20 protein-coding genes are annotated in these 21,655 nt (G+C 57.6%); 10 read left to right on the top strand and 10 right to left on the bottom strand.

Annotated features, from left to right (window positions below):
* Both VOY09_RS17355 and VOY09_RS17350 read right to left on the bottom strand, forming a co-directional pair.
* The coding region (locus VOY09_RS17355) for a transposase (protein WP_323811299.1) at positions 1 to 355 on the bottom strand (355 nt) is incomplete at its 3' end.
* Positions 352 to 873: a transposase family protein gene (locus VOY09_RS17350; RefSeq protein ID WP_323811298.1), complete on the bottom strand. Its 522-nt coding sequence runs from the start codon at positions 871 to 873 to the stop codon at positions 352 to 354. The genes VOY09_RS17355 and VOY09_RS17350, both read right to left, overlap by 4 nt.
* A 602-nt stretch (positions 874 to 1,475) precedes the next feature.
* Between VOY09_RS17350 and VOY09_RS17345 the strand changes: the two genes are divergently transcribed.
* The 9 genes from VOY09_RS17345 (at position 1,476) to VOY09_RS17305 (ending at position 11,859) form a co-directional block, all read left to right on the top strand.
* Positions 1,476 to 2,618 (top strand): hypothetical protein, encoded by a 1,143-nt coding sequence (locus tag VOY09_RS17345; protein ID WP_322895757.1) that lies wholly within the window; start codon positions 1,476 to 1,478, stop codon positions 2,616 to 2,618.
* A complete protein-coding gene (locus VOY09_RS17340; protein WP_322895755.1) occupies positions 2,612 to 3,064 on the top strand; it encodes a toxin-activating lysine-acyltransferase in 453 nt (150 codons plus the stop codon). Before VOY09_RS17345 ends, VOY09_RS17340 begins: the two co-directional genes overlap by 7 nt.
* On the top strand, positions 3,061 to 4,182 hold the full coding sequence (locus tag VOY09_RS17335; RefSeq protein ID WP_322895753.1) for a cupin-like domain-containing protein: 1,122 nt from the start codon (positions 3,061 to 3,063) through the stop codon (positions 4,180 to 4,182). Before VOY09_RS17340 ends, VOY09_RS17335 begins: the two co-directional genes overlap by 4 nt.
* 158 nt (positions 4,183 to 4,340) lie before the next feature.
* Positions 4,341 to 4,646, top strand: a complete 306-nt coding sequence (locus tag VOY09_RS17330; protein WP_322895751.1) for a hypothetical protein — start codon at positions 4,341 to 4,343, stop codon at positions 4,644 to 4,646.
* Positions 4,647 to 5,673: 1,027 nt separating this feature from the next.
* A complete protein-coding gene (locus tag VOY09_RS17325) occupies positions 5,674 to 5,955 on the top strand; it encodes a hypothetical protein (RefSeq protein WP_322895749.1) in 282 nt (93 codons plus the stop codon).
* A gap of 258 nt (positions 5,956 to 6,213) precedes the next feature.
* Positions 6,214 to 7,512: a M16 family metallopeptidase gene (locus VOY09_RS17320; protein ID WP_322895747.1), complete on the top strand. Its 1,299-nt coding sequence runs from the start codon at positions 6,214 to 6,216 to the stop codon at positions 7,510 to 7,512.
* A 59-nt stretch (positions 7,513 to 7,571) separates the two neighbouring features.
* Positions 7,572 to 8,876 (top strand): M16 family metallopeptidase, encoded by a 1,305-nt coding sequence (locus tag VOY09_RS17315; RefSeq protein WP_322895746.1) that lies wholly within the window; start codon positions 7,572 to 7,574, stop codon positions 8,874 to 8,876.
* Complete coding sequence (locus tag VOY09_RS17310) at positions 8,873 to 10,537, top strand: peptidase domain-containing ABC transporter (protein WP_322895744.1); 1,665 nt, start codon at positions 8,873 to 8,875, stop codon at positions 10,535 to 10,537. The genes VOY09_RS17315 and VOY09_RS17310 overlap by 4 nt, the downstream gene beginning before the upstream one ends.
* Positions 10,534 to 11,859 carry an HlyD family type I secretion periplasmic adaptor subunit gene (locus tag VOY09_RS17305; RefSeq protein ID WP_322895743.1) on the top strand — a complete coding sequence of 442 codons (1,326 nt, stop codon included), beginning with the start codon at positions 10,534 to 10,536 and terminating at the stop codon, positions 11,857 to 11,859. The genes VOY09_RS17310 and VOY09_RS17305 overlap by 4 nt, the downstream gene beginning before the upstream one ends.
* 650 nt (positions 11,860 to 12,509) lie before the next feature.
* Here the strand turns inward: VOY09_RS17305 and VOY09_RS17300 are convergent.
* From VOY09_RS17300 to VOY09_RS17265, 8 genes are all read right to left on the bottom strand, one after another.
* Positions 12,510 to 12,767 (bottom strand): hypothetical protein, encoded by a 258-nt coding sequence (locus VOY09_RS17300; RefSeq protein WP_322895741.1) that lies wholly within the window; start codon positions 12,765 to 12,767, stop codon positions 12,510 to 12,512.
* Positions 12,767 to 13,441 carry a YcbK family protein gene (locus VOY09_RS17295; RefSeq protein ID WP_322895739.1) on the bottom strand — a complete coding sequence of 225 codons (675 nt, stop codon included), beginning with the start codon at positions 13,439 to 13,441 and terminating at the stop codon, positions 12,767 to 12,769. Before VOY09_RS17295 ends, VOY09_RS17300 begins: the two co-directional genes overlap by 1 nt.
* Before the next feature lie 156 nt (positions 13,442 to 13,597).
* Positions 13,598 to 13,861, bottom strand: coding sequence for a hypothetical protein (locus VOY09_RS17290; protein ID WP_322895737.1), 264 nt, complete (start codon positions 13,859 to 13,861; stop codon positions 13,598 to 13,600).
* Positions 13,862 to 13,917: 56 nt separating this feature from the next.
* Complete coding sequence (locus tag VOY09_RS17285) at positions 13,918 to 14,643, bottom strand: DUF2793 domain-containing protein (protein WP_322895735.1); 726 nt, start codon at positions 14,641 to 14,643, stop codon at positions 13,918 to 13,920.
* 77 nt (positions 14,644 to 14,720) lie between these two features.
* Positions 14,721 to 18,707, bottom strand: a complete 3,987-nt coding sequence (locus VOY09_RS17280) for a baseplate multidomain protein megatron (RefSeq protein WP_322895733.1) — start codon at positions 18,705 to 18,707, stop codon at positions 14,721 to 14,723.
* A 3-nt stretch (positions 18,708 to 18,710) separates the two neighbouring features.
* Positions 18,711 to 19,226: an NlpC/P60 family protein gene (locus VOY09_RS17275; RefSeq protein WP_322895765.1), complete on the bottom strand. Its 516-nt coding sequence runs from the start codon at positions 19,224 to 19,226 to the stop codon at positions 18,711 to 18,713.
* Between the two features lie 8 nt (positions 19,227 to 19,234).
* Positions 19,235 to 20,119, bottom strand: a complete 885-nt coding sequence (locus VOY09_RS17270; RefSeq protein WP_322895731.1) for a DUF2163 domain-containing protein — start codon at positions 20,117 to 20,119, stop codon at positions 19,235 to 19,237.
* Positions 20,120 to 20,507: 388 nt separating this feature from the next.
* Positions 20,508 to 20,879: a MarR family winged helix-turn-helix transcriptional regulator gene (locus VOY09_RS17265; RefSeq protein WP_322895730.1), complete on the bottom strand. Its 372-nt coding sequence runs from the start codon at positions 20,877 to 20,879 to the stop codon at positions 20,508 to 20,510.
* 173 nt (positions 20,880 to 21,052) lie between these two features.
* Here VOY09_RS17265 and VOY09_RS17260 point away from each other — a divergent pair, with 173 nt between their 5' ends.
* A complete protein-coding gene (locus VOY09_RS17260) occupies positions 21,053 to 21,652 on the top strand; it encodes an SRPBCC family protein (RefSeq protein WP_322895729.1) in 600 nt (199 codons plus the stop codon).
* The last annotated feature ends 3 nt before the right edge of the window (positions 21,653 to 21,655 follow it).

The following is a 21,655-nucleotide window of genomic DNA, read 5'->3' as shown; positions in this document are numbered from 1 at the left end:
GGCGAACCATGCGATTAGTCTGTTGGCGGCGCTGATATCCCTCGTATTGCAGCTTCTCAGCTGCTGTTAGAAGCTTTGGATCAAGTGTCTCCACCCCGATTGCCTTGCGGATAGCGGGCATGCTCCGCTGCACTGCAGCCAGGAAGACCGCGCTCGCATTCTCCAGAAGATGCCAGCGATCAGCAACTTGAACAGCCCGAGGTAAGGCGCGAGAGACAGCGCCACCGTAGCCGCCGTTTCGGTCACGGGCGACGATCTCGATCTCAGGGTGGGCACGCAGCCATGCTTCGACAGTGGCGGGTTCTCGATCCGGCAGCAGGTCGATAACCCGTCGCCGCTCAAGATCGCAAATCAATGTGCCGTATCTCTGGCCTTTGCTCCATGCCCAGTCGTCGATGCCGATGATGCGGGGCTCACTGGTCTTGACCCCGGCCCCACGCGAACGCTGCGCAGGAAGGTATCTTTACTCACGGGCAGTCCGAGCCGTTCAGCAAGCGATTGTGCAGGACGTCCGCCGAGAGCGAGACCTAGATAGCGGACCACCCCTTGCAGGCGTGACGTGCGCCGCGCATGTGGCCGGGTCACAGCAGGTGGAAACCGCTCGGCGAAAACTCCGGTTGGGCAATGCATGGCCCGGCATCGAAATCGCCGGACCAACAAGATTAGTTCTACCTTTCGGTCATGCGCGGGTAGATCGGCTGGGCGGCGCCTATATCTGCGGTGGACATGGTTTGAAACCGTGCCACAGCGCGGACAGGCCGCAGCGGCTTTTGCGGACCGGGATTGAACCCGGATTGTGTTCCCAGCCAGTTCAACCTGTTCGGCCTTGAGACCTGCGGGCAGAAAATCCTTTCGCGAAAACCATGACGCCATCGGCAACCTCCTTCAAAGACTGCCGAAATGTAGCGTAGGCATGCCGCAGCTGCACCAAATCTGCGTCAGAACCAATATTGGGTGCCGATTGACAAGCTGTCTTGTTCAATGCCTTCAATTGTGAGCCGAAGGATTGGGATACGGTCGGCTGGTGGGAAATGGCAGCATTCTCGTCCTGCGTCCTGCGGCCAGTCGAATGGGCAGGCCTTCTGACCGAGACTCGCGATAAAACCCTGGGTAACCAGCTATGCCATATCGCCAAGACGCCACTCTGGCGTTGTGCGTTGAAGCTCGACACTGATAATATGCTCCGACCTGTAGGCATCCACCAACGTACGCGAAGGGCCCTTTGCGGATTTTCAGTCAGTTTGGCGGCAGTCGTCAAAGCGGTCACTTGAGCATCGCGCAGCATCCGGCCGCGCAGCGGCGCTCTAGCCAATAGCATTTTTATACACGCTTATGGTTGAAAGCTCGCATAAGTGGTGCCTCGTGAAAAATATCTTTTTCAAAGCTTTTATGGCTTGACTCAGATCACACAAAATTCATCCATATGCAATCTAAAGGGGTGATATATTGTGCCAAGTTCAACCTGTGAGGGGTGTATGTTTAGCATCGATGATTGGAAGAGAGCTCACTCTCTAAGTACCTCGACCATTGCTGATATCATTGCTGCAAACGGTGCAAATAGCTTGGTTCACGCTCCTTTTTTTCGCGAAGAGGCTGAGACTTATGGTGGTGACCAGCACGCAGCTCTTTATGGAGAGCTGGATTATAACCTGCAGGCATATGTCGTTCCCGCTTTCTCAACTTTGTTTGGTGGTTTAGGTGAGGTCACGGAGCTGCTTGCGCGAGTTGAGTTCGCTGGCTTCTCTTGTGGGGAAGAACTTCCACATACGGAAGATCTTGGTCCTGAGCGCGCGCCTGTCATCAGGATGGAGTGGGATGGACGCGCTGATGACCTGATATGTCTTGCACATGAGGTCGCACATGCGCTTCAGATCATGATGTCGGACCACGAACCTATGCCACCGGTAGCCCGTGAGGTTTGCGCATTTCTGGGAGAACTGGCACTGATTGCATACTGCCGCGAACAGGCACCAAATCTAAACGCCGCGCTTTCAAATGTCTGGCATGCAGAAAACGAACGTTACCTTGGTAGCGATCTGGACGCGCTTTCCGACGCTCTGAATGACCCAGAAACACCTTATCAGTATCGCTTGAACTATCCTCTGGCGCGCCTTGCAGCTGTTCAGCTGCACCGACGCGGAGCCGGCGATTGGTATCGTGACCTATTCTCATCCGGCCGCCTCGGCATGCAGCATCTGCCGATCGAGTGCATGGCAAATATGGCTGGTGATCTCGCAATCTATCTGCCACCAATGACGGCACTCGATATGTCCCAACCCACGATTGACGCTTACCGCAGTCTCGGTGCGATGGCGCTGCTCGATATCGATTATTGGCAAGGTGAGTCAGAAAAACGGATCGAAGATTACTATAGCGGGCTGCTTGAGCACCTTCGGAATAGTACAGCGTTCATCGCATTAAATGATGATCGCAAGCCGGTCGCATATGCGACTTGGACGAAACCTGCAGGTGCCGGTGCGGTCACGATTACACGGCAGGCCGCACCGTTTGGCGATCACCTTTTACTGCAGCAAGCGTTGGAAGTCCATTTGGGTCATGCAGAGGCTGTCACCGCACGGCATGTCCGCAGTGCAAGACAGGAACAGCTGGCATGGTGAGGGTCGACTATTACGCCAGCGTCGGCTATGCGCTCGAACTCTTGGCGCAGGCGGAATACCACCGCCAGTTCGCGTTTGGCGATTATTTCCGCGTGGAAATCTTACCCGCGCTCTGGTCCGGACAATGCAGATTTTACCTTACAGCTGAAGGGGTTCCGACGGCCATGGTCACTTGGGCCTGGCTTTCTGAAGAGGTCGAATGCGATATCCACGCGACAGGCCGCGCCCTGACTGAAGATGAGTGGGAGTGTGGCGACCGACTGTTCTTCAATGACTGGATCACCCCCTACGACAACATCCGCGAAGTTTTGCACGACATGACACACAACATCTTTCCAGATCAGGTGGCCACGAGCCTGCGCCGAAACCGGGACGGGTCTGTGCGCCGCGTCAATCGTTGGACCGGGGTCAATCTGCGCAAGGCAAAAGAGGAGGCCTTTGCATGAACGTCGCATACCCGGCATCTGCGTTCGAAAGTGACATAGCCGCCATCGAGGGCTTCGCCGACTTGTTGCAAACAGGTTTCGAAAACCCTGAGGGCATTCGCGGCACGGTCCGCATCACGATCCCTGAACTCCCAGAGCAAAGCTTTATCGCGCGGTATGACGACGCGTTGCTGATTGAACGTGACAACTTGGACCGTGACACGGATACGCAGGTCACTATCCCGATCGCGACGATCCACCGGATATTTAACGAATTCGAGATCCTTGACTGGCGCGACCCGGACGTCATCGGGACAGTCGCCTTCACCGGCAACCTCGCTTTCGCAAATCATCTTGCCAAGTCCTGCATCCGACCGAGCAACTGGACCTTGGCGCGGTTCCGCAAAGCCGGACGGCTTCATGCTGCCAAAGGATATCGCAACCTGACGCAGATCGAATACCTGCATCAGCCGACACAGCGGCAGATCCTCGAGGTCATGGCGGAAAGCCGTCCCGTCGTTATTACAGGGCTTGAGCCGTCACCGCCCTGCAGGGACTGGTCGATCGATAAGCTGGCAGAACGTTACGGCGATGCTGTCGTGCGGGTCCGGTCAGCCACCCAGCGCCAAACCATGGCGGAGTTTGTTGACGAGCTGAAAGCCTTCGAGGCGAACCCCTACGACGATATGATCGAGGGTTTTGTGAAGCCCTACACCGAGGGGGCCAATCTGCCGGAAGAAATGTGGGCGGACTTTGGCCCGCTGTTCTTTGACCGGGAAGATTTCATCCCGCCGCAGTTGTGGCTGGGCGCGGTGCCGACGCATATCCCTACATCAAGCCTGCACCGCGACCCGCTGACCGGCTTTCTGCTTCAAGTGATCGGGCGCAAGCGGCTCGATCTTTATTCGGCGGATCAAGAGGACCTGATCTACCCGATGAAAAGCTACAACAACTATCAACCATGCTGGTTCAAACCCGAAGCGCCAGATTACAGCATATACCCAAAGGCTAAAGAGGCGAAGTGCCTTTCGGTTACGTTGAACCCGGGTGAGCTTATCGTGCAGCCGGCGGGTTGGTTCCATCAGGTTTATGCAGGCGACAGCCCCAATATGTCTGTTAGCCACTTCTGGAGGTATTGACGGAATCACAATTTCGCGCTGAAGTTGTGTTGCGCGAAGTGGGTGAGGAAAGAGTTCAGCTTTCCTCACCCGATTGAGCCGCTGGGCAGAAAACCCCGGCAAACAGCAATGCGGAGAGGATAACAGACCCCGACCGCGACAGGAAGGACGACACGAAAATGTCAAACGTTCAGAACACGGCGTTTACGGATCTCAACAGCACCGTCAGTTTTGGCGGCGGCGGTAGTAAGAAGAAGAAGCCGAAGCCGAAGAGCTCATCATCCAGCAGCAAACCTTCTTATGGCGCTTCACCCAACTCTATACATGGTAGCTACAAGGACGGTGGCCACATGTATGACCACGGCGGCATTAAATCAGCTATTGGACCTGCAACAGCCTTTGTTGCCGGTGCGATCACTGGTGGCCCCCTAGGGGCTGCTGCTGCTGCAGTTGCAACCATCGGGGACTATATTTCGAACAATTAAGCCTAATAATTGGGGCGCTTTGTCGTCCCAATTACTAAAAGTGGAAAGTATCATGAAAACAACAATAACTCTATTGATCGCATCGATCATAGCTTTTTTTGCCCTTAGATCATCAAGTTTCTTGGGAGCAAATGATGTTGTGGGAAGTCTTCTTGCAGGGTTAGGCGCGGGAGTTACCGTTACTCTTACCAACATGTATCTAAGTAAAAGAAGCTAAAAAATTTGGAGGAACAGCCGAAGAACAGGCCTACAACAAAGATTTATTTCGTTGCGCCTAGCTGAAAGCGATGTGTTTGGAAAAAGTCAGTGCGTAATCAGAGACAATAGTGATGAAATCACGCTTAATGCCTCGCTGCGCAGCGGTATCTTTTATAGTGGCAGCGAGCTTGTTTTTGACAACCAGGACGACCGTCTTGGCTGACGTCCACCCCGGTGCGTTTATTAATCTTACACTAGACAGACCAACGACCCGTATCGATGCCATAATGATCATACTTCTGGTGAGGGTCCTTTCGCTCACAACACCGAACACCTCGCTTGGCTGAACGCTGTAGATGGTGTGGTCCGAGCTGCTAACCGGCTATCTGCCTCAGGTGATCGGGTGCAAGCGGCCGCGTCGGCCGCCATCCTTAATGACTTATCTATCAGATGTAAGGGCGTGCTCAGCCCAATAAATAGGACTTATAGGTTAAGCCCAAGTGTCTTGTCAAAAAAGGGGTCAGTTCAGACATCTACCCAAAGGTGAGGGAGCCGAAGTGTCTGTCGTTCGTACTGGACCCAGGCGAACGGCTGATTAACTAGCGTGCTGTGCCTATCAGGGTTGTGTCGGCGACAGCCTGAATATTTCGGCGATGCATTCATTGCGGTATTGACGGAATCACAATTTCGCGCTGAAGTTGTGTTGCGTGAAGTGGGTGAGGGAAGAGTTCAGCTTCCCCCACCTGATTGAGCCGCCGGGCAGGAAAACCCGGCAAACAGCAATGCGGTCAGGATAGCAGACCCTGATCGCGACAGGAAGGACGACACAATGGCTATTGTTTACAGAAATGCGTTTACTGATCTCGACAGCACCGTCAGCTTTGGTGGAGGCGGCGGTCGCCGCGATCGTGACCGAGAAAACCGCCAAAACGAATTCGCGAGACAAAATTCTGCGGCAAGAAACAGTCGTGGTCGTTACGACCCATTCAACGGCAGGGATGCGACTAACCTTGCTACTGCTGTCGGCGTGGGAATGGCTGGCGCTGCTGCAAAGGCAGGAGCCCGCATCATAGGTGGCATGATAGCGGTGGTCTCTGAACGTCAACGCTAAAGAGCATTTTTGGGTTCTTCACCCGAACAGACATCGGGTGAAGAATTCAATTGAGGTGGGCAATATGAAAATAATAATCCTGCGCATACTAGTGCTAATTTTTGTTTTATCTCTAGCGAGATTTTATTCTCCTCTGGGAGAGGATTATCCTTACGCCTCGTTCATAAACATTGCGTTTTTTGTATTACTTTTTGCCATTTGTGATGCGCTATTGAGCAAAATAAGCGGTGGGAATAAGTAAGGTGAGGGCGAGGGCACTTGTTTAAGTTCAAGGAAGCTTCCCTCGCTTTTTTTACTCTTGTTCTTTGCACGTCAGGGATCGGACTGGTGTTTGCTCATGCTAGCAATACTCCAGTCTTTGTAAGCGCAATACCCTCATCTACCTCTATTTCGATAGAGGTTGTTTTTCGATCCACGTCCGCGCCTCCCGGGGTAGCCCACTACACCGAACACCTTGCCTGGCTGAATGCCGTGGGCGGGTCTGCGCGCGCTGCGAACCGTCATACCAATGCTTGGACCAGTTCGCAGGCGGTTGGCTATTGGCTTTCGGGCGGTAAGGAAGATCTGCCGGATCTGCTGCAAACCTTGGTCCGGGTGTTTGATTCGATCGACCTGCCGCCCTCCTTTGCCGCAGAGGAACGCAACATCATCCTGCGCGAATACCACTACCGATTGTCGGGCAACACGGACGCGCGTGCGGCAGAGGCGCTGGATGCGTTTCTATATCAGGGCAACGGCCTCGCTGCTTCCATCATCGGTTCGCCGGCACAGATCATGGCGCTGGACTATGACGCGGCACGTGTTTTTCATGCAGCAACGCATCGGCCGGAACTTTCCACCATCGTCGTGACCGGTGATGTGACCGAACGACAAGTCCGGCGCGCCATGCGCGAGGCTGGCTGGCCGGATATGCAGGCAGACCGGCCGCAGATCTCACCGCCGCCGTTCAATGTGGTAGAGGTCGCAGAAACCAGTTTTCGCTATCATGAGGCCACTGCAGCCCCACGTTTGATCTGGCGACGCGTGGTTGCGCTACCTGAACCGGTGCAGTTCGACTTGCTTGAGGCGCAAACCGCATTGTTGCGCGACATCCTTGATACCGACCTTACAGGTGGTCTGGTCGGACCTTTGCGATCAGATGGCGCAATGGCCCGCAGCTTTGATGTGTATGTCTGGCCGATTGACGAGGGTCATATCGAGATCGGTTTTCGGGCAGCGCCTGATAGGGACATCACGCTATCGGCATTGCAAGCCGCTCTTGAAGCAACACTTGCCGATCTTGCGATGACAGAAATCCCCGAAGAGACGTATACTCGCGTGCTGAACCGCTTCGAGGGGTTCTGGCCGGACTGGGATGACCGTGAGGAGACAGCCGACTGGATGGCGGGATATGTCCGCGACCGCGTCACTGTCATGCGCGAACCGCTGTCACAGCGCGAACTCAAGCGCCTGAACGGCAAGCTCACACTTACCACCACCAATGCGCTTTTGCATCAACTTGCCGGACAGGGCCGCACAGCCAGCGCCTTTATCGGCCCAGAGGATTCTTTCGAATGATCATTCGCTCCCTCCTTTTGGTGTCTTCAATCTTTCTTCTCTCTGCTTGCAAGGAAGACGTGCCGACGGCAACCAGCGAGACAAGCGATGGGGGTCATGCCTACACGCTGATCACCATTCCCGACCATGATTATGTCTCGATCCAGATCGCCTGGGGCACGGACTGGCCGTATCGCAACGACACAAACAAAGCCGCGCCATATATCGGGACAGAGCTAATCCTCGCAGGCGGCGCCGAGGGGTATTCGGCGGGGGAAGTGGCCGAACTATTTGCTGACTTTGATTCCGAAGGGTTGATCTACAATGCCGTAAACGATCACGTCATCGGCGAACTGACATTTGCACCCGAACACATCACAGAAACAGTCGAAATTGCGAATGCGCATCTGCGTGCGCCGACACTCGATCCGGAGTGTTTTGATCGGATCAGCACAGGTCTTGCGCAAAACATGGCCGAGGCACAGTCGCAGCCGGCCCATGCCGGGTTCGATTCTGCCCGGTGGGCCGTCTATCATGATCAGCCGCTTCGTAATGCGCTGTCACTGGATGACCCCGACACATTCACCACATTGATCCGCGAGGATGTCTCCGCCTGGCATCAGGAGACCTTTACCAGTACGCCCGAGGCAATTGTGATCGCTGGTGATATCGCGCCAGCCGAAGCGGGCGCAGCGCTCGACACACTGTTGTCCGGCTTGCCAGACGCATCCCGTCAGCTTGCGCGTACCGCTGAACCTGACTTCAGTCCGCGCCGCATCCTACTACACATGCCCGAGACTGAAGTTACTACCCTTGGGTTTATTGCTCCCGTGCCACCCACCCGGCAGGGCAGTGAAATGGAAGATCTGATCCTGATGCATGCCTTGGGCGGTGACGACCAAAGCGTCCTCTTCAATGCTGTCCGGACCGAACTACGGGCGACTTATGGCTTCGGGGCAGGCATGGCGAATTATACCCGCGAGCACCGCATCCTAGCGATGACTGGCGAGGTCGAGACAGACAAACTGGCGCAGGCAGAAAAGGTGGTGCGTGAAGCCTACGCGGAGTTCATCACAGAAGGCCTGCAAAGACCGCTTGCCGAACGCAAAGCGTCATTTGAACAACACTTTGAAGAAATGCCCGAATACGTTGTCGATCTGGCGACATCCGAATTGCAAAGCGCTTTGGACGGCCATTCTGTGGGGCGGTCTTTGGAACTGACAACAGAGTTGGCCGCTGTGACAGATGACAGCATTAACAGCCGGCTGACTGCGGCGTTTCCAGCACCGGAGACCCTGCTAGTTATCGCCGTGTCCCCTGATGCCGCTGCCTTTCCTGGTGCTTGCGTCATCACGACACCGCGCGAAGCGGCTGACTGTCCGTGACCGACCAGCGTGATGAAAATGCCGGTGAAATCCCACTTTCATGGTTTGGCAAAACGCTCTGGAAATACACCCCGCTCTATATCGAGCTGGTGTTCCTTGCGATCTGCCTGCGCCTGATCGGGCTAGTTGAGCCGTTCATTTTTCAAGTCATCATTGACCGTATCCTGCCGTTTCAGCGCGAAGCATCGCTCATGGTCGTCGTGGCTATCTTTGTCGCGGTGAGCTTGTTCCAGCTGGTCTTCGAGGTTCTGTCTGATCTTCTGGGCATGGTGACCGCCAATCGGGTGACGCGCGACTTCGGTGCTCGGATATTTGAACATCTGTTCAAGCTGCCCTTCAGCCATTTCCGCAAATGGACTGTGGGGGAGACGATCGCCCGGGTCAGCGAAACTGACACAATCAGGGCCTTTCTGGTTGGTACAACGACGGGCGTGTTTCTGGATCTGCTGTTCGTGTTCATCTATATTGCCGTATTGTTCACGCTTTCCGTTGATCTGACCCTGATTATCCTGGCCGCACTACCGATCCAGTTTCTGATCTACTTCGGCTTCGGCCCGTTCTTGCGCCGCAGATTGCGGGTACAGTTTGATGCCGGAGCGGCACATCAGACACAGATGGTCGAAAACATCTCCGGTATTGCGGCCGTGAAGGCTCTGAGCGCTGAGGGAAAGATGCTGGAACGCCTTGATCAGACGCTCCATGCCAACCTCAACGCCGGATACCGTGTTGGTCTGCTCAACATCTGGAACGACAAGCTGCTGTTCATCATCGACAAGGCCATCACGATCAGCATCATCTACTTTGGCGCGCAATTTGTCTTCGCCGGTCAGATGACACTGGGTGAATTGATCGCGTTTCACCTTTTGGCTGAGAACGTCACTGGTCCTGTCCAGAATTTTGCGAGCCTCTGGGAAAACTGGCAAAATATCAGGGTGTCCCGTCAACGCCTCGGTGACGTTGTAAACACACCGATGGAACCTTTCGGCGACTTGCCAAAACTTCCACCTGACGTCGAAGCGCGCCTCGCGTTCCAGCAAGTCGATTTTGCCTATCTCCCGACTGCCCCGATCCTGCGCCAGTTCAGCTTTACCGCGCATCCCAAGACGTTGACACTCATCGTAGGGCCCTCGGGTGTAGGAAAGTCAACATTTGGCCGGCTGGCATCTGGAATCGATGTACCGGATAGCGGTGTCGTGCTGTTGGGTGGAGAGGATATCGGACAGTTCGAGCCGCATGACGTGCGGACCAAGATCGCCTATGTTCCTCAAGAGCCCTATCTGTTTTCCGGCACGCTGCGCGAAAACCTCACCTTGGGTGACGAAGGTGCAACTGATGAAATGATTGCGCGCGCTTTGCGGATTTCGGCGGCGGAAACACTCGTCGCACAGCTTCCACTCGGACTTGATACGCATGTGGGAGAGCGGGGGTCAGCCTTGTCCGGGGGACAGCGCCAAAGGGTGGCGATTGCTCGCTCACTGATCAAAGCGCCAAAGGTCATCATCCTCGACGAGCCGACCAGCGCTCTTGATGGCGAAGCGCAGCGCCTCATGGCGCTTGAAATGCAAAAGCTCAAGCAAGAGACAACACTGATCATCATCACCCACAATCCGGATATCTTTGAAAACCCTGATCAGATCATCGATTTTGAGGCGCTGCGATGACAGCCACTCCCGAGCCAATGAAAATAACATCGCCAACTCTGCATGCGTCGATTCTGTTTACGATTACTGTTTTCGTTGCAATCGTCGTGATGTCGTTCGTCTTCAAGGTTGAGGTGGTTGCACGCGGTGAAGGTAGAGTGGTCCCGGTGGGTCGTGTCCAAGTGGTACAATCAGAATTCTTGGGACGGATCGCAGCCATTCACATCAAGAATGGCATGTCTGTTGATAGGGGTGACATTATGATCGAACTTGACCCGACCGAAGCAATTTCTGCTCTTGGCACCATTAGTGCCGAACAGGATAGGTTGCGCATTGAGATGGCCCGCGTCACCGCTATGGTGCAGACCTTGTCTCATGATCCATCGCAACAGGATTATTCAGACGTAGCATCAGAGCAGTTTCAGGTGCCTTCCGCATTGTCGACCCACCCGTTTACGCAAGAACAACGTGCGCTGCTTTTAGCCCAGGTTGACGACCTAAAGGCATCTCTTGCACAGATTGACGCGCGCGAGACGGCCAACCGACGCTCTGAAGATGTGACTGAGGCAAACATTACGCGTGTGAATGCTGCGCTGGAAGTACAGCAAGATCGCCTGAACTCTTCGGAGCGACTTTTGCAACAAGGAGCAACAAGCCGGTCTGCGTTTCTCAATGTTCAGCAAGCATTTACAGAACTTGAGCGTGAGCGTGATGTTTACCTAAGAGAGCTTCAGCAAAAGGTTGCGGAGCGCGCCGCACTCGACAGCGAACGGCGGCGGCTTTTTGCTGATATGCGGAGTACGTTGCTGGACAGGATTGCCCAGATTGACTCTCGGCTGGCAACCCTCGCTGAGGAAGAACGCGCCGCGCGCCGCCGTGTCACGGCAACCACGCTCACTGCGCCGGCCTCCGGCATCGTCGATCAGCTCGCAGTCTTTACGATTGGCGGCATAACCGAGGCCGGCGCTGAACTTCTGCGCATTGTTCCAACAGACGTAGAAGTCGAGATTGAAGGGGTCTTCTCCAATCAGGACATCGGATTCATGAAGGTTGATCAACGCGCCAATATTAGACTCGACGCATACCCATCTGAACGGTTCGGATTTGTCCGGGGTGACGTGTCAGATATCGCAGCGGATTCATCAGAGGTCACGGATGGGAAGTGGGGCTTTATTGTCCGCGTCACACCTGACCAAGCCATTATTCAGGCGGGAGGGGACCAATTTCCAATCCGCCCGGGAATGACAGCCACAATTGACGTGACCACTGACACGCGGCGCCTCATCAGCTATTTCTTCGCCCCAATCGTAAAAACCATTCAGGACGCCATGGGAGAACGGTGAGTAGTACTGGAAGTGGTCAATGTAAGAACGGCCCCATGCAAGCTTTTTTGTTAAAAGCTTGCATGGGGGCTCGATGCCGAAAACCCAATAAAACAGGGTGAAATCGAGCCCTTCGGCCAGTGGAGTCATTCTTGATGCGAGGTTTGTTGGCTTCTGGCGGCAAGAAGCTTGCGGCCTTTTGCCCGTGCCTGCTGCCCAGATGAAGCCGGGACCAGCTACCTTTGTGTACTTGGATTTACGGGGTGTGTCGATAACGGTTCGTGTGCCGACTGGCCGCTTTTGCACTTTGCTGCGCATGCATTGCCGCAACTTCACAGTCCGCTTCCCGCCTTCGGGACAATCATAAGCGAAGCTTTGTGATGTCGAAGGCTAATCGAAATGGGCACAATTGTGCCCATTTCACCATACGGCGAGGCTGGGACCCAGTTGTGGACGCTGGTCGGCGGTTGCCGCCTACTACGGGGGCGCCGGTTACAAATGCTTGGTTCTATCTTTGCCCGCACGCCCGCGCTTGTGCGCGTAGCACAGCATAATCCGCCAGCCATTCTGTGATAAGCGCCCTGTCTGGCAGCGCAGCAACTTCCTCCGCCACCTGCGCCTGCTCAGCCCGACTGTATTCGACTACGGGCGAGCAAGCGCTGGACACTGGATCAAAACCCGCCCCCGCGCAGGCGGTCAACAAGATCACCGCGGTTGCGAGGGCGGCGGGCGGCTGCAACGAGCATTTGGCGTTGGACGGCATTGGTCTTCTCCATTGTGGTGATCTGTGCGGCAGCGCGGCCTGCGCGCTCGGCCGTCTGGCGTAGGTTGAGAACGAATAGGGCGATGGTCAGCGCTGCGAGAGCGAAACGCGCCACCCGCAGCACCCATGGTCTCGCCAAAAGCATAGGCAGCAAACTGGCCCACATCAGCGCAGCCCCTTTTTCCAGTCGTCGACCCTGGCATGGATGGCCACGGCGATACCGGCGAGCGCCAGTGCGATAAAGACCCAACGCAGCGTGTCGAGGTAGGGCACAAGCGGCAGGACCGCGCTTTGTGCCTCGGCCAGAATGTCTTGTGCGACCTCGACCCCGGCTGCGCTGATTGTTGCGACACCGGCGGCGCCGGTTCCGCGCAGGGTGCGGCTTTCTGCCAGCACTTCGCGGGCAAGCTGGGCTTCTGGAGTGAATGGTACGGCGCGGGGCGGAAACTTTGTGCCCCAGCTGCGTGCTGGGCCAAGGTCAATGTGCATGAAGCCGGAGCGGGGATAGTGCCCGATGCCCAGAAACCCAACAGAGCGTGCTGCCGCCTCGAACGTGGCAGGGTCATGATTGGCCATCGCGATATCAAAGGCGGTGCCCTCCATATGTTTGGAGAAAGCCGCCCCGCCGACGGTGCGGTTGTGGCTTGGGCTGCGGTAGGCCGACCGGATAATCAGGGGCTTGCCGAGGCGGTCGCGCAGCGCCTGCAGCTTGTCGAGGGCGTCTGTGTTGATCTTGATGGCGCCAGTGCCGCGGCAGGCGATTTCGGCGGGCGAGAAGTTGGTCCAGCGCCATGCGCCTTTGGGAACATCGCGGAAATGGGCATAGGATGTGGTGGTCATTGGTCAGTCTCCAGACATGAAAAAACCCGCCTGCTGGCGGGTGGGGTAAGTGTTAAAGCGGTGATGTGATGCATCGCCGGCGGCTGCGGTCTGCGTCCGCCTCACGGTGTTAGCGCCTGCGTCGTCGTCGCCGATGATTGGCGCCCTAGGCTGTTGTCATGCGTCGCCCATTTTGCGATCGAGTCGGCCGAGGGTTTTGCCGATGCCGATCAGGCCTTCTTCGATGCGGCCGAGCTGGACGGCTTGCAAGGCAACGGAGGTGGTCTGGATATCGACCTTGGCTTCCAGCTTGGCGATATCGCGTCCGTTGGCATTGCCTTGTTCACGGCTCTTGCTCACGCCGACCTCTATCCTGGCCCAAAGGGCGGCAATGCCGAGCAGGAGCGGCCAGACCTCCTGCACTGTTTCCCAACTTGGCATCCGGTTGTGCCTCCTGTCTTTCGTCTGTGTGGTGATGTCATGTGCGGCGTGCGCCATCAGTTCGGGGTGCCAAGGGTCATGTAATGCACGGAAATGCGCACAGCGCCGCCGGTGAATGCACCGCCATTGGCAGTCAGGACGATGGGCGTGTCGGCATAGAACGCCTGCGGTCCGATGACACCGGCATTGCTGCTGCCAGCCGCTATGCCCAGCGCTGCCCCGAACTTGTCTGGCTCACCTGCAATCCCGCAATCATAGGATGCAGCACCGGTGATCGCGGTCACAACCCGACAGGAGACGCCAAAGACGATGGCGCGATCCGGGATCCGGATCGTTGTTTCGCGCGCTGACCCGGCCAGACCGGACACCGTTTCTTCCAGCACCCCGACACTGGTGCTGTCACCGTACGGACTTTGCGCCAGTGTGACGAAATCCCCCCGCAACAGCGACATCCACCCGGCCGTTGTCCGCACATAAAGCGCCTGTTCATCGACGACCCATGCCTGCCAACCGGGCTGTGCGGGCAGCCGCATCCAGGCGCCATCGACCCAGAGGGCGACATCGCTGTCCCAGCCTGCCCAGAGGCCTGTCGCACCGGGCGCCACGATATAGCGGGCACCGTCTTCTGCCGGAAGCGCAGGCGGAGCGGCCAGATCCTTGTCCTGCACGGCGAGTTGAACGATGCCATCGAGCAGGCGCAGGGCTTCGTTATGGGTGACATGCTTTTGGGCCTGCGCTGCCATGATGAATGGCAAAAGCAGGTTGGTCGTGGTGTCCGACATGGTGGATCCTCAAAATGTAGGGTGAAGTAGGGATGATCGGATGCGCCGGTTGCCGCAGAGGGCGGGGCGAACGTTTGTCAGAAATGCAGCGTGACAGCGCGCATTACCCCGCGTCCCAGCAGTGCAGACAACTGGGCAATGCGAATGGTGAGCGTATCGCCCGGCCCGAGCAGCCTGCCGAAATCCGCAACCTGATCTGCAGAGGCATAAACCACGCTGGTCGTGCCTGTCGCGAGCACCCGCTTCACCGTTACCCCGTCGATGATATCGACCTCATAGGCCTCGATCGCCTCGGATTGCGGTACCTCGACGGCGGCCCAGCTGTCGGCGACAAGCGCGCGGTCGCGCCGCGTCCAGCGGAGGATCAGATCGCCGGGAATGCGCCCGGTCATGCGGGGCTGCGCCACATGCGCCACCGCAAACGGCCGCAGCCCGACACCTGCTGGTGTGAAGCTTTGGTCCACATAGCTGTCATCGGTGAAGGGCAGGGAGGCCGGCCCGATCCGCCAGTTCCACGGCAGACCAAGGTCGGATTGCGCAACAGGCATGCGTGCTAAGGCTGCATCCAGCACAACCACGCGCGAGCCGGCGGGTACCATGGTGGCCATCGCATGTTCCGTGCCGCGCTGGCCGCGTAACAACCGAGTGAGGCGATACCGTCCTGTGCCGATCAGCTCTGCCCGGCCGGCCTGCACGATCTCCCATGTTCCCAGCGCACTCTCGACGGCAAACGCGTTGGCGCCGCCAAACAGGGCGAGGTCCGTCACACTCTCCAGTGCGCTGCTGCCCATATCCACCACTAGCGCATTGCCCAGATCGAAGCGCGACACCGTCCCTGTACTAAAGCTTTCAAGCAATGTGCCAATCCGCGCGCGGCTGCCGAACGTCTGGAACAGCGCGAAGGCATCCGCTGATGCGCTGCGCCAGACAGCAATCGTGCCAGGCCATGGACGCGCCGTTGCGGCAATGAGGGGTTGGTGTGCAGTATCTGCATCTGTGAGCTGTGGCAGATCCAGAAACACGACCTGTGTTCCGCCAAAGACCACTGGCGCTGCCAATGTGCTGGCCCGCGGCTGCCCGGGCGGAAGGTCATAGATCGCAGGGTCCTGCGTGATCGCGCTGATATTGCGGGCCTCGTTATCGGCAATGGACATCACGCGCAGGTCCATCTGCCTACTGTCATGCTGCAAGGCCAGCACATCGCCAGGATCGAGGGCGAGCTGCGAGGGCGGCAGACGTAAGGCCGCTGTCTCGCGTCCGACCCAAGCCTCCATCAGCGCGCGCCGGCAACGCCGGTCGGCTTCCTCTGGCGGGACAGCGAAGGGAAAGGTATCCGCAGCGATCCGCGTTGAGGACACTGTGATGCGACGCGCCTCGACCATGGCAGCATCATAATCCTCGTCAGAGCGTGCCAGCTGCCACTTCAGGGCTTGCGGCAGTTCGGTCTCTTGCGCGCGGGTGAGCTCGAACGGTTCGGCATCGGCACTGCCAGTTACAACCAAATCGTCATAGGAAATCGTTGTCACTGGCCTGCCGCCGCGCATCACGAACCGCAGCACGCCCTCGCTCTCCACCGCATCGTAGCCGAAATGCCGCGCCAGCGTGGTGATCGATGCCCGCGGCGCTTCCAGCGATGTGATGACGTAACCCTCAACCGCCCCCCAAAGGCCACTGACATCGATCTGGTCGGCGGGCATGCCTGCGCGCAAACACAGGGCACGGACCAGCGCTTGCAGTGACACCGATCCCAGCCGACCGGTCAGCCAATGCCCTAGCCGCCAGTTGCCACCGTCGGACCAGGTGTTTTCCTGATGCGGAAAGAACGGATAAGGCCGCGCATCCCAGGTCCAGGCGGCGCATTCAGCGACATTGACCATGCGCGCGCCATTTATTCCTGAAACCGGATTGTGAGTGGGATCACTCCAGTACGACAATGTGGCTTCCAGATAGGCGCGCTGGATCGCATCATCGCGCCAGCCGCGGGAGTGGTGCGGCACGGCGGTCTCGGAGGATTTGGCATCGACAAAGACATTGGGCTGGTTCGTACCACGGTCGATTGCAGGACAGCCGAACTCGGTGAACCAGAAGGGTTTTGATTGCGGCACCCAGGCTGTAGTTGTTCCACTCTCGACACCGCCGATCCGGTTGACGTGCGGGTTCGTCCACCAGCTTGCCAAATCCTTGAACCGGTACACCCAAGGCTTGCCATAAGCACCATCGGTGATCGGGGTTCGTGTCTGCTCCGCGCGATCGGCGTCATTGGCGTAGAACCAGTCATAGCCTTCACCACCGGCAATGTGCGATTGCAGATAGTCGCGGTCATAGATGGTGGGCCAGTGCGCTGTATCGTGATGGTCAGCCCCGTCACGCCAGTCCGACAGCGGCATGTAATTATCGATGCCGATGAAATCGACATTGGGATCGGCCCAGAACGGGTCCAGATGAAACGCCAGATCGCCTGATCCGTCCTGCGGCTGATGCCCGAAATATTCCGACCAATCGGCGGCATAGCTGATCTTGGTGCCGGGCCCGAGAATAGCGCGCACATCCGCAGCGAGCACCCGCATCAGCTCCACGGCCGGATAAACCCCCGCAGCAGAGCGGATTTGTGTGAGACCGCGCAGCTCGGAGCCGATGATGAAGGCGTCGACGCCGCCTGCAGCTTTGCACAACAGTGCGTAATGCAACACCATGCGCCGCAAGCCCCACTCCCAACCGCCCTGCCAAATCACCTTGGTGCCCGAAACCAAAAATTGATCGACACGCGCTGTCCCAAAAAACTCTGCAACCTGCGCTGCTGCGGCTGCTGTTTTGTCGACGGTGCCTGCATAGCCTGGTGCAGGCGAACACGTGATCCGGCCACGCCAGGGAAAAGCAGGCTGGCCGATCTGGCTGGCATTGTCGCTGTAAGGATTGGGTCGGGTATTGCCGGGCGCTACATCCATCAAGACAAACGGATAGAATGTGACACGAAGCCCGCGGGCTTTGAGCTCCTGAATAGCCTGCACCACCGAGAAATCAGCAGGCGTACCACCATAGGAGGGCCGACCCGGCGCTTGCTGGCTGACCAGATAGCCGGTGACAGTGCGCAGCGTCCCACTGACACTCCAGCTTTGCGGTGTTGTTGTCTTGTTGCGCACTTCTACACCTGGTCGCAGCTGGCACTGGTCAGCGCGCAAGTCGGTCCCGAACCAGGACACGACAAGCGATACACTTTTGACTGCAGGCGCTTGTGCGCGCAGCCGGTCCACAGAGACAACGAAATCAGCCTCACCTGCCAGCGCATGGGCGTTCTCGGCTGTCGTTGTGGTGCCATCTGTTTTGCGGATGATCTGTGTGGCATAGGCAAACTCGCCCGAGGCCGGGATCATCGCAACGGCACCGATCATGCCTTCGGCGCAACCCTGATCGACGAGGGGGCGGAACACCTCAAAAGAGATCTGTGGCAGGCGGTTGCCGTACGCGGAAAGTGCGAGGTTCTCGAACACCACATAGGCAAGACCGCGGTAAGCGGGTGTTGTCATGGCGCCCATTTTGGCGCGGACGAATGTATCTGGTGCTTGGGTCTCATCCCCTGGATACCAGCGCCAGGTGACACCCGCCATGTCCATCGGCTTGCCATCAGCCCAGATGCGCCCGATCCCCGTAATTGGTCCTTCGCAAAGAGCGACGGCGAAAGAGGCTGAATACAAATACTCGGTTGTTGTGATGGTGCCGCCGCCACCGCCGCCACCACCTTTGCCACCGCCGCCGATCGTCTCGGATGTTGTGTTGACGCTTTCGACAAAATCTGTGGCCCAGATGATATTGCCGCCGATGCGCATCCGCCCGAACAATTGCGGGATGACCGCGCCTTCGGTCGACGAGGTGATGCGCAGGGCATCCAGACGTGCGCCCTCGAATGTTTGGTTTGGGGTGGACGGCGCAATCAGCCAGCTGTCGATGCCGGCACCAATTGACGAGCCGATAAATCCACCGATGGCAGCCGCACTAACCCCCAAAAACGAGCCACCAATGCTGCCGCCAACGGCAGTGCCAACGACGCCGAGAACAAGGGTTGCCATGGATTACTCCGATTTTGGTGGGATGACGGTTGGCGCCGCAAGGGCAGGGCGCTTCTTTTGCGTCGGGCGCTCTGGCCGTGGAAAACGAAACGCAAAGGCGATGCGCCGGCGCCAGGCATCGGCGAGTGGTTCTTCGATCACGCCCAGCCGGTCATAGGCGTGAATAAAGTGATCGGGGCTTGTCAGAATGCCGATGTGCTTGGCGATCGCTGCACGGTGCATCCGGAACAGCAGCAGATCGCCCGGTCCGGCATCGCTGACTTGGACGGCGATCAACGCTTTTGTGGCCCCTTCGACTAACACTTCGCGTGCACCAGCCTCGCCCCAATCGCGGCTATAAGGCGGGACGGCAAACGGCTCGTCACCGATCACATCGCGCCAGACACCGCGCGCGAGACCAAGGCAGTCGCAGCCGACGCCGCGTAGGCTGGCCTGATCGTGGTAAGGTGTGCCAATCCACGTCCGCGCGGCAGCGATCACCTTTGTCGGATCGGCGCTGGCCGGTTTTCTGTGGCGCAAAACCCGGGTCAAAGCACGTCACCTTCATGGCCACTGGCGCGTGTGGCATAACGCAACACAGCGTCTTGTCCGGGGATATGCGGAAAGCCGCGAAAGTTGGCGATATTGGCAAACTTGCTGCCACAGGTCTCGGCGCGCTTGTCGCAGCCCGCGCGGATTGTGAAGGCATCGGTTATAGCGACTGGACGCACGGGCACTTCCAACAGCGTGATGGTGACGAGGCCGCCAGTGCGCGCGTGCAGCATGACTTCGGCCATCCGGCCGACATTGGCGCCCGATGCCCACGACAAGGTGCCGCCGGTGAACCAACTGTCAGCGAAACCGCCAAGACCCGCCGCGTGAAACGCCCCCTCGCGCAGAATATTGGCGACAACGGCACTGCCGCGATAGGCGGGTGCCTCAAGATCAACCCTGCAGCGCGCATCACCCAAGGCCGCATCGCATGTCGCCTGAAACGTCCGCCCGGTAGTCTGGCCCAGCGCATGTGCCAGACTGCGCATCTCGGCCACAAAGGCGAGCCGGCCGCGTCTGATCTGCCCGATCGCACCGCGGCGCATCATGACGCGTTGGGATGTGTCGGCCCAGTTCACCCGCCAGACCTCAACCTGTGCATTGTCCCAGCGGCCGTCGCGAATATCCGTCTCGGTGATCCGGCCTGATGTTAGCACACCGCTGGCGTCTTGCGCATCAACCGCAAGATCGGAACTGCTGCGGATCTCGGAGGGGATCAGCCCGCTTTCGCTCTCGAATGCGGTGCCATCAAAAGTGAGCGGCTGGTCGTGGTCGGTGAAGCCAAGAACAACGCCATCGGCGCGGGTCAGGCGCCAGCACCAGGCAAGCGTGGTTGTACCCTCGCGCAGATGCGCGTGCAGGGAAGGGGGCAGGGCTTTCATGCGGCCTCGTTAGGTGTAAGGGAATACTTGGTGGTGATCGCCACCCGGCAAAAGTTAAGTGTTGCAGCCGAGTATTTTTTACTGGCAATACGTAATTGTAGAATTGGTGGGATTGCGGCTTGGTTCGTCGTAGGACTCAAGACCCAGTTCAAATGCAGCGGGCACATCCTGCGGATCGAGCCCCTTAGCGGACAGTTATGCATGGTGCAGCATTTGTCGTGTCAGCGACAAACAGGGCGGAAACCTGACATTCGCTACTCTTTTCAATATTTGTTCACGACCTTAATCAAAGCAGACATTCAAGTATTGAAGCTCGAATCGCGTGATGTTCAGTGCAGGGAAACACAGGTTTGCATCTAACTATTGCCGCAAGATCCATGAATAGCCGCTATTTACGGTGGGGTTCGACGGCCAATTCGTATGCAGATGATGCGTCGTTCAGGTGTCTTACGGCTGCCTCGCGCTCTTCATCGGGGTAGGTTGTCGCGATACGCGCGATCTCCTGTGCTACAGCGGAATAAACCGGGCCGAGTGTCTTGAACAGATATGGGGTGGGGTGGACGATGACGCCGCGCCGGTCATTCGGGTCGCGCCGTCGTATGGCAAGATCTGCTTTTTCAAGGCGGTCCAGCAATGTGGTGACCGACCCTGTGGTCAGGCCCAGTTCTGACGCGATCCGGCCGGGCTTGGCCGGTGCCTCGGCCAGCATGTTCAGGCACCGCAGGTCGTTGCGACTGACGCCAGCTATCGCCGCAGCCATGGTGTCGAGCCTGTCGATGCATGAGTAGAGCCTTCGGCATGCCGCAACGAGGTCTTGGGGTGTTGCAGTCCGGGGCGATGACATCGGCGCATTCCATTTAGCTTGACAATCAAGTTACTTGGCAACGATCATCCCGCAAAGAGAATCTGAACGCAATGACTTGGGACAGGTAAATGGAAATCGCTCTCTATATCGTGCTGGGGCTGGTTGCTCTGGTTGCAGTGTTGTCGGCCCTTGCACCGGTGCGAGTGGAATATACCGAAGAAATCATCGTCAACGCACCGGTTGCCGATGTCTATGACGACATTCGCATGCAAGAACATCTGATGCGGTGGTCGGCATGGCCAAAGGAGACCAAGTCAACCTGCTCGGTCGAAGGCACTGATGGCGCGGTTGGCGTGAAAACAGCGTTCTTCACAAAGGGCAAACGGGTCGGACATCAAGAGGTCGTCAGCCTGAAAGAAAATGAAGAGGTCGCACTCACGCTGATCGGCCCCGGCCCACCGCACCGGCCAAAACTGACCTTTAAATTACATCCCGAAGGTGATCACCAAACCCGCGTGCTGGCGCATTTCACCAACGAACTAACGCGACCGTTCAATGCCATCTGGAAATTTGCGGGCCTGTCCAAATGGACGCGCGAGATGCACCGCAAGGATCTGGCGGGGCTCAAGGCATTCTCGGAGCCGCCGCACCTGGATATGAATGGCACACCGGTCGGGCGGCCACCGATCGGCGTCAACCCCTACGCCCATGCCAAACAAACGGTATGAACC

It is taken from the genome of Yoonia sp. 67-2 (genome assembly GCF_035117555.1).
In the GTDB taxonomy this organism is placed as follows: Bacteria; Pseudomonadota; Alphaproteobacteria; order Rhodobacterales; family Rhodobacteraceae; genus Yoonia.
Note: the sequence above shows the minus strand (reverse complement) of the source record. Positions and strands in the feature narration are given on the sequence as shown.